Here is an 11448-nt window from a genome sequence, read left to right as displayed (position 1 = left end):
CAGCAATCTTGGATTGCTGGCTTTACTGTGTCGGGGTGGCAGGATTCGAACCTGCGACCTCCGCGTCCCAAACGCGGCGCGATAACCGGGCTACGCTACACCCCGAAAACTGCTAATGCAGTCAATATTTTAATTTTCAATTACCAAATCCCAAGTTACTATACAAAAGTAAACAGGGAATCGGGTGGAGTTTATGCTGCTAAAACAGAACTTTAACTTTCTATAACTTGAATTACTCTTTATTAAACGTAAAATCATCTCATGATTAGCGGAGAGACCGGGATTCGAACCCGGGCAACCCGAAGGTTGACAGCTTAGCAGGCTGCTGCATTACCACTCTGCCACCTCTCCTGTAAATGAACTTATCTGATAAATAATTATCAACACTCATAACAACAAGAGGTTTGTTTTTATAAGCGGGTGCAAATGTAACTGAACCTTTGAAATGATACAAGCAAACCATAAAATTTTTAAATAAAAAATCCTCTATATCCTATTTATAATCCAAATCCTCTAAAACGAATGATGTAACATTTTTGATAAGCATTGATTTCATAATAAATGAGAAGAAATCTAAATAAAAATCTTAGGCTGCCTTGTCAATAGTCAAAACCTAACTATATTTGCATCCGCTAAATCATATCTTTGATTTATGGTCGCGTAGCTCAGTTGGATAGAGCATCTGCCTTCTAAGCAGACGGTCACAGGTTCGAATCCTGTCGCGATCACAATCACTCAAGAAACCACGCTGAAAAGCGTGGTTCTTTATTTTATGGAAAGGCCAAACAAAGTTTGAAGCCTTGAAATGAAATAAAGAACAAGATGCGATAGCATCGTGGTTTCTTATTTGCATCATGGATCGCAAAGGAAAACCGAAGGTAATCCTAAGTAGCCTTATCCCATTCTAATCTCAAAGCACCAGCTTCGTGATTTGTTATTTGCATCATGGATCGCAAAGGAAAACCGAAGGTAATCCTATACAGTTTCAAATATTCTTTCAAACAGAAGCCTAAGAGCATCGTGGTTTCTTATTTGCATCATGGATCGCAAAGGAAAACCGAAGGTAATCTTGAACAGTCTCATTTATTCTTCCAAAACAGGAATCTAAGAGCATCGTGGTTTCCTATTTGCATCATGGATCGTAAAGGAAAACCAAAGGAATAGCGCTATAAGTCACAAACCTCAGAACAAGAATAAGCTTACTAGCATTAATTCCTAATAATCCATACCTTTCACAATAAATCAACACCTATATGAAACGAAAAGCAACAGCAGTATGGCAAGGAGACGGATTAGATGGAACAGGCAGTATGACCACACCAAACAAGGTATTTGACCATCAACCCTATTCATTTATGACGAGATTCAAAAATGAAGACGGCACCTTAGGAACTAACCCCGAAGAATTATTAGCCGCATCTCATGCCGCATGTTTTAATATGGCGTTGAGCTTTCAATTAAACGGTGCGGGCTTTACACCAACGCGTTTAAGCACAGATACAACTGTGCATATGGATACGACAGGTGAGCATTTTAGTATTACTAAAATTGATTTAACACTAACGGCAGAGGTAAGTGACATAGATAAACAAGAGTTCACCAGATTGGCCACGTCTGCCAAGGATAATTGTCCTATTTCTAAGGCGCTGGGAACAGTGCCCATAGACTTAGCGATTACGTTAGTGTAAAGCTAATCTGTATTTCACCTAAAACGCCAGTTGTACATCCAATTAAATCAGTAAAAGATAAAATAATCCTACTTTTGGAGGAATTTGACCAACCACAATCATGTTCAATTACGGGATAGACCACTTAACAGTTCGTAAAACGCTTGCTATTGCACGGGGTGAGCTTAGCGCTTCACTTACGTCTCAAGCAAAAGAAAAGATTAGCACTTGCCGAAAAAATGTTGAACACATGGCAGTGTCAAAAAAAAGTGTGTACGGCGTCAATACAGGGTTTGGACCATTGTGTGATGTACAAATCACTCCGCAAGAAACCAGTTTACTCCAAGAGAATCTTCTACTTACCCATGCCGTTGGGGTTGGAAAGCCAATTGATAAGGAACTCGCTAAAATCATGATGATTTGTAAGGTACATGCCTTAGCCCAAGGATTTTCTGGTGTTCGCTTAATACTAATTGAACATATTCTATATTTTATTGAACACGATCTTATTCCTGTGGTGCCTGAACAAGGTTCCGTAGGAGCTTCAGGAGATTTAGCACCACTCTCTCATTTATTTTTACCCCTTTTAGGATTAGGTGAATTTTGGATAGACGACGAAATTGTTTCCGCAGAAAAAGTATTGAAAGATCATCAATTAGAACCCTTACAATTAGAAGCAAAAGAAGGTCTTGCGCTGATCAACGGGACACAGTTTATTTTAGCTCATGCGGTTTATGGACTTCATAAACTCGATTACTTGCAGGAATTAGCAGATGTTTCAGGTATCATGAGCTTAGAGGGATTGCAAGGTAGCGGGGCGCCATTTAAAACAAAACTGCATGAGTTACGCCCTTTTGCTGGGAGTCTTGAGGTAATCGCGCATTTTAAGGAATTGCTTAAGGATTCTCAAAACATGGAGTTTCATGCAAACTGCAGTCGGGTACAAGACCCCTACTCTATTCGCTGTATGCCGCAGGTACACGGTGCTTCGCGTAATGCTTTTTCGCATCTAAATGAGTTGGTGGAAGTTGAATTAAATTCAGTTACCGATAATCCCATTATACTAAGTGAAACTGAAGCTATTTCTGGCGGAAACTTTCACGGGCAACCACTCGCAATGGCCATTGATTACGCTTCTATCGCTGTTTCAGAATTAGGAAATATTGCAGACAGGCGATGCTATCTTCTATTGGAAGGAAAATTTGAACTACCCCGATTACTAACAATTGCCGGCGGACTTAACTCTGGTTTTATGATACCCCAATACACCACGGCAGCCTTGGTTTCTGAAAATAAATCCCTTTGTTTTCCAGCTTCCGCAGATAGTATACCTACCTCCCTAGGGCAAGAGGATCATGTGTCAATGGGAAGTATTTCAAGCAGAAAATTCAATCAAATCATCGGTAATTTGGAGAAGGTATTAGCCATCGAATTAATGTATGCCGCCCAAGCCATGGATTTTAGACGTCCCAATACGTTTTCTGAAATTTTAGAAGAAAATCATCGTATTATTCGCAGCAAAGTTGCGATGCTCAAAGAGGATCGTTTGCTCAAACCTGATATTGATAATATGATTGAACTCGTACAGGAACAAAAAATTAAGGTGGCATGAGCAAAGTAGTGACCTTTAGCGAACAGATCCTTCAGGGTATACCAGATGAGCTTCCACAGACAAAGCCTTATCCGGCTAACGCCAATTCTGCTCCTCGCAGAAAAGATAGTCTAACTACCACCGAAAAAAAACTAGCCCTTCAAAATGCATTGCGTTATTTTCCAAAGAAATGGCACACCACCCTAGCGCCAGAGTTTGCGCAAGAGCTAATGGATTATAGCAGAATTTACATGTATCGATTTAAGCCGGATTATGAGATTTACGCCAGACCTATTGACGCGTACCCGGCACAAACAAAAGAAGCGGCGGCTATCATGCTTATGATCATGAATAATCTTGATCCGGCGGTGGCACAACATCCACAAGAATTGATTACCTACGGTGGTAATGGTGCGGTTTTTCAAAATTGGGCGCAATACCTGTTAACCATGCAGTATCTCGCAAGGATGAATGACACCCAAACCCTGCATATGTATAGCGGCCACCCCATGGGATTGTTTCCATCATCCAAAGATGCACCCAGGGTTGTAATTACTAATGGTATGATGATTCCTAATTATTCTGCACCAGATGATTGGGAAAAATTCAACGCTCTTGGGGTAACTCAATACGGTCAAATGACAGCGGGTTCTTATATGTATATTGGTCCTCAGGGAATTGTCCATGGCACGACCATCACCGTAATGAATGCATTTAGAAAGGTGTTAAAAGCCGAAGAATCTCCTGCCGGAAAAATCTTTCTTACCGCCGGATTAGGAGGTATGAGCGGAGCACAACCAAAAGCCGGAAATATCGCAGGTTGCATTACTGTTTGCGCCGAAGTAAATCCTAATGCCGCAAAAAAACGTTACGATCAGGGCTGGGTAGATGTGCTAATAGAAGAAATAGACGAACTCATTGAGCGCGTAAAACAAGCGCAAGATAAAAAAGAAGTCGTTTCTATCGCGTATATCGGTAACATCGTAGAAGTTTGGGAAGCTTTTTATGAGCATGACATTTTTATTCATCTTGGATCTGATCAAACATCGCTGCACATCCCATGGACAGGCGGTTATTATCCGGTTGGTTTAACATTTGAGGCTTCTAACAAAATGATGAGGGATCAACCCGAAGCATTTAAAAAAGAAGTGAAAAACACACTAAGACGTCACGCAGATGCCATCAATAAGCATACTGAACGTGGAACTTACTTCTTTGATTACGGCAATGCCTTTTTACTAGAGGCTTCAAGAGCAGGCGCAGATGTGATGAAAAACGATGCTCAAGATTTTAGATATCCATCCTACGTGCAGGATATTTTAGGACCCATGTGCTTTGACTATGGATTTGGACCTTTTAGATGGGTGTGTGCATCGGGTAATCCAAAAGATCTTGAAAAAACAGATCGTATCGCACAAAAGGTGTTAGAAAAAATTGCACAAACGGCCCCGGATGAAATAAAGCAACAACACCAAGACAACATTATCTGGATCAAAGATGCACAACAAAATAAATTGGTGGTAGGATCACAGGCAAGGATTCTATACGCTGATGCCGAAGGACGCGCAAAAATTGCTATGGCCTTTAATGATGCTATTGCCAATCAAGAAATCGGTGCGGTAATTTTAGGTCGAGATCATCATGATGTGAGTGGGACAGACTCTCCCTATCGTGAAACCTCTAATATTTATGACGGCAGTAAATTCACTGCAGATATGGCGATTCACAATGTGATTGGTGATAGTTTTAGAGGTGCAACTTGGGTTTCCATACACAACGGCGGCGGAGTGGGTTGGGGTGAAGTTATTAATGGCGGATTTGGAATGCTGCTGGATGGTACTCAAGCTGCGCGTAAAAAATTACAAAACATGCTCTTTTTTGACGTGAACAATGGTATTGCACGAAGAAGTTGGGCACGAAATGAAGAAGCCATTTTCGCCATAAAACGTGAAATGGATCGAACTCCGCAATTAACTGTGACGCTACCAAATCTTGTAGAAGATGATCTTTTAAACGGCCTTTTTGAATGAAGGTATTATTCAAACATATTAAACAGCTGGTTGGAATTGATGTAGGTCGAGCATTTGTTGCCGGTGCGCAAATGAATGAACTTAACACCATTGAGAACGCTTTTATACTTGTGGAAGATGAGATTATTATCGATTACGGGAAAATGGAAGAATGTATGCATCAAGAGAGCGATGAAATAGTGGATTGCCGCGGTTCGATTGTAGTACCTGCCTGGTGTGACTCTCATACCCATTTAGTCTATGCCGGCAATCGTGAATCTGAATTTGTAGATCGCATTAAAGGCGCGACCTACGAAGAGATTGCTGCTAAAGGAGGTGGAATACTGAATTCGGCAAGAAAGCTTCAGCAAACTTCTTTTGACGAATTATATGAGCAAAGCAGAAAGCGCTTAGAAGGCATCATGCGTATGGGAACAGGAGCTGTGGAGATCAAATCCGGCTACGGATTGACCACAGAGGCTGAACTTAAAATGCTTCGGGTGATTAAAAAGCTGAAAGAAAACTACCCCATTCAAATTAAGGCTACTTTTTTAGGGGCTCATGCCATGCCTACCGAATTCAAGAAGAATAAACAGGGATATACTTCGCTATTGATTGATGAAATGCTTCCGGCGATAGCCGATGAAAACTTAGCCGACTTTATCGACGTATTTTGTGAAGAAGGATATTTTTCTGTTCAAGAAATGGAACAGATTCTCGAAGCCGGAGCCAAATATGGGCTAGTCCCAAAGGTACACGTCAATCAATTTAATGCGCTGGGTGGAATAGCTGCTGCGGTTAAGCACAACGCGCGTTCAGTCGATCATTTAGAGGTGTTAACCGTACAAGATATCAAAGCATTAACAGGGAGTAATACCATGCCAGTGGCTTTACCGGGATGTTCGTTTTTTCTAGGGATTCCCTATACACCGGCCAGAACCCTGATCAATGCAAATTTACCCGTCGCCCTCGCAACCGACTATAATCCGGGATCTGCACCAAGCGGTAATATGAATTTTGTGCTTTCTACGGCCTGTATAAAACTTAACATGAGTCCTACTGAAGCTATCAATGCGGCAACTCTTAATGGTGCCTATGCGATGAACCTTGAAGATAGCCTGGGCTCTATCAAAAAAGGTAAATTAGCAAACCTCATTATTACACAGAATGTACCAAGCTTGGGCTATCTCCCCTATTCATTTGGTGAAGATAATGTGAAGCATGTATATTTAAAGGGACAAAAAATCGTTTAGATGCTTAAAAGTATAACCACTGATCAATCCTACGCGCCTACTTCTTCTTCAATATGGCAAGGAAGAAATTCTCCTCCAGAAGAAACTGAACAGTATTGGCATGAGATCATTCAATTAGAGGATTTAAACGATCTAGAAAAAAATAGCAAAACACCTCAAATTGGAATAATGAGCTATGCCTGTGACGAAGGTGTTAAACGTAATCACGGGAGAGTAGGATCTGCAGATGGACCGCAAGCCATATTAAAACAGCTGGCAAAGTTACCGGTACATATCAAAAACAAGACAATTACAGATTATGGAACGATACAGTGTTTAAATGGTGATTTAGAATCTACGCAAAATGCCTTGGCAGTTGCTACGGCTCAACGCTTAAAGCAAGGTATTTTCCCAATTAACGTAGGTGGTGGGCATGACATTGCCTATGCAACGTATTGCGGAGTAAGAGATGCGTTAGCTAACTCAACTAAAAAATCACTTGGAATCTTAAATTTTGATGCGCATTTTGATTTGCGTTTGCCGGTGAATGAACCAAACTCAGGAACGCCATTTTATCAAATATTAAACGATCAATCCACTTCTTTAAATAGAGAATATGTCGTTTTAGGCATTCAACGACAGTCTAATACCAGATCTTTATTTGCTACTGCGCAACAGCATGATGTTGTTTATATTTCTAATGAATACTGCACAACAGATACACAACATCTCAATGCTGTGCACACATTACTTGATCGTTTTATTCATCGCAATGATTATATCTATTTGAGTATAGATATAGATGCATTCTCATCTGCATACGCACCAGGGGTGAGTGCACCTTCGCCTCAAGGATTTGATCCAATGTTTTTCTTTAAAGTGTTGGATTATATGCTAAAATCGCCAAAAGTTATTGCAATTGATCTAGCCGAGACGAATCCAAGGTTTGATCAGGACAATGCCACTTCACGATTAGCTGCCCGAATAATTGATACAATCGCAACAAAATTGAGCTTTAAAAAATCTTGATTTTTACGTAAAGTGTCGTTGATCTAGTAATGGAGTTTGTTGTCGTAATTTAGCTTATATTTTTTCTAGTATGCTGAATTTTTAAGAATTTCGCGCTGGATACTTGGGGAAGCATTCAAGCACTATGAAAAAACTATTATGTCTTTTGTTATTTCCATTATTGAGCTTTGCACAAATGGAAAAAGAACGAGTAAAGACAGAAATTCCTTCCATCATAACAGACATAGATCGTAAGATTGATCAGGAGCGCTCTGTCGCTAAACGCTGTTTTGATATTCAAAATGAGATTCAACAACACTCAGACTACATCAAGGTAGTTTCTGGGCGTAATGACGTTGATCAGGATATGATTGATTTCAAGGTGGATAAACTAACTAAAGAGATTAAGCGCTTAAAACGCGAATACACTAAGCTTTATAATCAGCATCGTATCGATCCCTATTATGTAAAAATGTATGGATTAAAAGAATCTGTAAGTACAGCTCAAATTGTCGCTAATTAATATATACCGTCTTAATATTCACGAATTCTCTGATTCCAAAAACAGATAATTCGCGACCATATCCTGAAATTTTTGTTCCGCCAAAGGGTAGTCTTGGATCACTTTTTACCAACTCATTAATAAATACTGCTCCGTCTTCAAATCTTGAAATATGCGGCTTTATTTGATCAATGTTAGTGGTAAATACAGAAACTCCTAATCCAAAATCTGATTGATTGACCAAATCTACAGCTTCATCAAAAGTTTTGAAGGTTGTTACTGCCATCGCCGGTCCAAAAGTTTCTTCCTTAAACATACGCATATCAGCATGTACATTAGTAACGATAGTTGGCTCAAAGTATGCTCCATCACGCTTGCCTCCTAGCATCAACTTTGCTCCCGCATCTAAGGTATCATTTACCTGTTCTTGCAAATCTTTAGCCAGATCTTCACGTGCCATTACTCCGATATAGGTGTTCTCATCCATTGGGTCACCTGTGGTAAGCTCTTTTACTTTCTCAACAAAACGTTCTAAAAATTGGTCGGCAATATCTTCATGCAATAAGAGACGTTTACCGGCAATACAGCTCTGCCCTGTGTTTTGATAGCGTGCTTTTACACAGGTTTCTAAGGTGTTTTCCATATCTGCATCTGGTAATACCACCAAGGCGTTGCTCCCTCCTAATTCTAATACAGATTTTTTGATTTTTTTCGCTGCCGCGGAAGCTACCGCACTACCCGCAGGCTTACTTCCTGTTAGTGTAACTGCTTTGATACGAGAATCATTTATAATGGGTTCTACGGCATCTGAAGCAATTACTAGATTTTGAAAACATCCCTTTTGTAATCCGGCATCTAAAAATACACGCTCAATGAGCTGAGCACTGCCCATCACACTAGTTGAATGCTTAAGCAAGCCCACATTACCCGCCATTAATGACGGAATGATAAATCTAAACACTTGCCAAAACGGATAATTCCAAGGCATAACTGCTAATATAATACCCAGCGGTTCAAAGGTTACAAAACTCTCTTGTGCGTCAGTTTCTATCACCAAACGTTCTAAGTGCTCTACGGCATGGTCTGCATAATATTGACATAGCCAGGCGCATTTCTCTACTTCGGCAATGGCCTGAGAGATGGGTTTACCCATTTCTGCAGTCATCATTTCGGCATATTCACGTTTGTCTTTCTCGAGTTGTTTTTTGACATTTAGGATATGATGACGACGCTCCTCAAACGTAGTTTTTTTCCAGTGATGAAATGTAGTTTCGGCTAATGAAATTGCCGATTCAATTTCATGATCAGTTGCATTTTGGTATGATTTTAGTTCTTTACCGGTATAAGGATTAAGCGTGGTAATCATGTAATTTTTTTAGTTAAAGCTATGGAATAATAAAGGATCAGCTCTTTAACTTAGCATAGAATTAACGCGATTTCAAAATGTTTAAAACTCGTTAACAATTATGAGCGTGTTCTCGTACACGCAGGCCTTAATCCCTGTAATTTTATAAAAACTCCCTTATGGAAACCAGAGAGAATTCCCTTAAAGCATTACGCCCCGTTATTAAAAATGCCCGAGTCATTGAAGGCATGTCTGCCGAGGAGAAATTTCAAAATCAAACGTTACGCCCTGTGGCCAAGCTACAGAATGATCTGCTTGTAGTAGCATTTAGAAACTACATCGCTAAACGTAAAAATGTGTTTTACGCATTGAATTTAGAAAAGAAGCTGGCCTATATCGAACATGCTGTTCAAAAGGACATGAAGTATAGAAATAGCTTAAAAGGAATGATCATTGGACAGTTTACCATTGAGGAGTATGAAACCTACATTCAAAATTCTTCTGCGCTTAATAAACGTATGATGAATATTGTGATTGAGCGACTTAAAGATCAGGTGCAATTATTTGATCAAAGTAAGATACTGTCGCCCGCCAGTTAGAGCGTCATTCCCAGTTTTACCAGTAATCCTATCCCTATGCATATCGCAAAACTCATTAAGGTGCCTATGAGGATATATTCAGTTTGTTTGCGGGTATTGCGACTATCTCCAAACCTTAAGATAGACTTTGCTCCAATTAAAAAGCCAATAGCAGAAAATTCGCCAATCAGGATAAAGGTAAGTACGAGAATGCGTTCAAATATTCCAATATACCTTCCGGCTTTTTTAAGGCTGGTTTGATCTGTTTTAGCTTCAGATTTCGCGATGTCTTTTTGCCAACGTTCTGTCGCTTTCCCAATGATAAATCCAACGGGGTAGATCACAATGAGATAGCCTGTTAAGATGACTAGGACTATTTGATTAGAAGCATACTTGGTAATGGCAGGTAGTAGACTTTCAAAAGCTTCCGCTAAATATATCCACGCAAAAAAGATGACTGCCAAGTGTAAAAGCTGATCAATAATGAAATACTTAAAATTATCTTTCTTTTTATTCAGCTTCCATAAATCAATAAAAAAATGAGTCACTGCTATGATTAGCGGAACGATAAATTGACTCCACTGCTGCAAAATCAAATACGTAAGAAAACCTGCCCCAAAGGCATGTGCGTACAATACCCACGAAGTAGCGCGGTGTTTTTGTTTGTGCTTTACCATTTTCTTGGATTGAAACACAAAGTCTATCAGCACGTGTGCCAATAAAAGCTGTAATAACAAGACGAGATTTTCATTCATAAGGAGAAGTATATGAAGTAATCACCGTGTTAAATCGATCCATTAGTAATTTAATGGCATCCCAATTCGCTACTTTTTTACGTGTATTTACTGCTGACTGACTAATGGACAATTCTTTAGCGATATCGACTTCTTTCCAATTTTTCAGTACGTAATAGGCGACTTCAAAAGATGCTGCGCTCCATTTGCTCATCACACTATCCATTAAGGTAAGGCTAACTAAAAATTCTTGATTTATCGCATCACTGCCTGTTGTTAAGGCTGTACGTTGATCTCCTTTCATTTGATCAAGTGTACGACCAGAATATTGAAAAGCCTCACCATTTGATTCTAAAACAGAATCACGGGTAAGATTAATATCTCCAATGCCTATGGCTGCTCTAAAATCTGGTGTTTTACCCTCAGATTTATCATCAAAGGTTATTTTAGCAATAGCTGTTTTAAGTTGAAGTAATACTTTTAGCGCTATCCCGGGATCGCCTACCACGCCTTGAAAGCTATCCCCTCTTGAAATTTTAAATTGTATATTGACCTTATGATCATCTTGAAGCGCTTTAAATTCTTTGCTCAATACATCTAATAGCAAATCTAATTCTTGGGCATCCAGTGCCGAAGAAGCAATAAAATCAGCTGTAATTACTGCATTCATACGTCAAATATACAAAAAATATAAGCCTGTAGACTTATAAAGATACAATATAAGCCTGTAGACTTATAATGGTGTAATATAAGCCTGTAGACTTATAATGATGCAATATAAG

10 protein-coding genes and 3 tRNA genes are annotated in these 11448 nt (G+C 39.6%); 8 read left to right on the top strand and 5 right to left on the bottom strand.

From position 1 onward, the window contains the following. Window positions 1-30: 30 nt before the first annotated feature. Window positions 31-105, bottom strand: a tRNA-Pro gene (locus tag ABD000_RS07750). A 164-nt stretch (window positions 106-269) separates the two neighbouring features. Continuing rightward, window positions 270-351, bottom strand: a tRNA-Ser gene (locus ABD000_RS07745). A 303-nt stretch (window positions 352-654) separates the two neighbouring features. On the opposite strand from ABD000_RS07745, the gene ABD000_RS07740 reads away from it, so the two are divergent. The 7 genes from ABD000_RS07740 (at window position 655) to ABD000_RS07710 (ending at window position 8030) form a co-directional block, all read left to right on the top strand. Then, window positions 655-728, top strand: a tRNA-Arg gene (locus ABD000_RS07740). A gap of 525 nt (window positions 729-1253) precedes the next feature. After that, window positions 1254-1688, top strand: coding sequence for an OsmC family protein (locus tag ABD000_RS07735; RefSeq protein WP_343765621.1), 435 nt, complete (start codon window positions 1254-1256; stop codon window positions 1686-1688). Between the two features lie 100 nt (window positions 1689-1788). Next, the gene (gene hutH, locus ABD000_RS07730; RefSeq protein WP_343765618.1) at window positions 1789-3279 is read left to right on the top strand and encodes a histidine ammonia-lyase; all 1491 of its coding nucleotides are present in this window, start codon (window positions 1789-1791) and stop codon (window positions 3277-3279) included. Next, the gene (locus ABD000_RS07725; protein WP_343765615.1) at window positions 3276-5288 is read left to right on the top strand and encodes a urocanate hydratase; all 2013 of its coding nucleotides are present in this window, start codon (window positions 3276-3278) and stop codon (window positions 5286-5288) included. Before hutH ends, ABD000_RS07725 begins: the two co-directional genes overlap by 4 nt. Continuing rightward, a complete protein-coding gene (hutI, locus tag ABD000_RS07720) occupies window positions 5285-6520 on the top strand; it encodes an imidazolonepropionase (protein WP_343765613.1) in 1236 nt (411 codons plus the stop codon). Before ABD000_RS07725 ends, hutI begins: the two co-directional genes overlap by 4 nt. Further along, window positions 6521-7528, top strand: a complete 1008-nt coding sequence (gene hutG / locus ABD000_RS07715; RefSeq protein ID WP_343765610.1) for a formimidoylglutamase — start codon at window positions 6521-6523, stop codon at window positions 7526-7528. It begins immediately after the preceding gene. A gap of 124 nt (window positions 7529-7652) precedes the next feature. Beyond that, complete coding sequence (locus ABD000_RS07710; RefSeq protein ID WP_343765607.1) at window positions 7653-8030, top strand: hypothetical protein; 378 nt, start codon at window positions 7653-7655, stop codon at window positions 8028-8030. Here the strand turns inward: ABD000_RS07710 and ABD000_RS07705 are convergent. Further along, window positions 8023-9375: an NAD-dependent succinate-semialdehyde dehydrogenase gene (locus ABD000_RS07705; protein ID WP_343765604.1), complete on the bottom strand. Its 1353-nt coding sequence runs from the start codon at window positions 9373-9375 to the stop codon at window positions 8023-8025. The two genes, ABD000_RS07710 and ABD000_RS07705, sit on opposite strands and share 8 nt — an antisense overlap. Window positions 9376-9533: 158 nt before the next feature. Here ABD000_RS07705 and ABD000_RS07700 point away from each other — a divergent pair, with 158 nt between their 5' ends. Further along, on the top strand, window positions 9534-9953 hold the full coding sequence (locus ABD000_RS07700; protein ID WP_343765601.1) for a glyoxalase: 420 nt from the start codon (window positions 9534-9536) through the stop codon (window positions 9951-9953). Here the strand turns inward: ABD000_RS07700 and ABD000_RS07695 are convergent. Together ABD000_RS07695 and ABD000_RS07690 are read right to left on the bottom strand one after the other, a co-directional pair. Then, window positions 9950-10687, bottom strand: coding sequence for a DUF3307 domain-containing protein (locus ABD000_RS07695; protein WP_343765597.1), 738 nt, complete (start codon window positions 10685-10687; stop codon window positions 9950-9952). The two genes, ABD000_RS07700 and ABD000_RS07695, sit on opposite strands and share 4 nt — an antisense overlap. Further along, window positions 10680-11336 (bottom strand): hypothetical protein, encoded by a 657-nt coding sequence (locus ABD000_RS07690; protein WP_343765594.1) that lies wholly within the window; start codon window positions 11334-11336, stop codon window positions 10680-10682. Before ABD000_RS07690 ends, ABD000_RS07695 begins: the two co-directional genes overlap by 8 nt. Window positions 11337-11448 lie beyond the last annotated feature (112 nt).

The sequence above is a fragment of the Gangjinia marincola genome (assembly GCF_039523415.1).
In the GTDB taxonomy this organism is placed as follows: Bacteria; Bacteroidota; Bacteroidia; order Flavobacteriales; family Flavobacteriaceae; genus Gangjinia; species Gangjinia marincola.
Note: the sequence above shows the minus strand (reverse complement) of the source record. Positions and strands in the feature narration are given on the sequence as shown.

What these genes read in the sequence shown, in the direction of transcription:
- ABD000_RS07735 (WP_343765621.1), top strand. Translation starts at nt 1,254, where the DNA reads ATGAAACGAAAAGCAACAGCAGTATGGCAAGGAGACGGATTAGATGGA.
- hutH (WP_343765618.1), top strand. Translation starts at nt 1,789, where the DNA reads ATGTTCAATTACGGGATAGACCACTTAACAGTTCGTAAAACGCTTGCT.
- ABD000_RS07725 (WP_343765615.1), top strand. Translation starts at nt 3,276, where the DNA reads ATGAGCAAAGTAGTGACCTTTAGCGAACAGATCCTTCAGGGTATACCA.
- hutI (WP_343765613.1), top strand. Translation starts at nt 5,285, where the DNA reads ATGAAGGTATTATTCAAACATATTAAACAGCTGGTTGGAATTGATGTA.
- hutG (WP_343765610.1), top strand. Translation starts at nt 6,521, where the DNA reads ATGCTTAAAAGTATAACCACTGATCAATCCTACGCGCCTACTTCTTCT.
- ABD000_RS07710 (WP_343765607.1), top strand. Translation starts at nt 7,653, where the DNA reads ATGAAAAAACTATTATGTCTTTTGTTATTTCCATTATTGAGCTTTGCA.
- ABD000_RS07705 (WP_343765604.1), bottom strand. Translation starts at nt 9,375, where the DNA reads ATGATTACCACGCTTAATCCTTATACCGGTAAAGAACTAAAATCATAC.
- ABD000_RS07700 (WP_343765601.1), top strand. Translation starts at nt 9,534, where the DNA reads ATGGAAACCAGAGAGAATTCCCTTAAAGCATTACGCCCCGTTATTAAA.
- ABD000_RS07695 (WP_343765597.1), bottom strand. Translation starts at nt 10,687, where the DNA reads ATGAATGAAAATCTCGTCTTGTTATTACAGCTTTTATTGGCACACGTG.
- ABD000_RS07690 (WP_343765594.1), bottom strand. Translation starts at nt 11,336, where the DNA reads ATGAATGCAGTAATTACAGCTGATTTTATTGCTTCTTCGGCACTGGAT.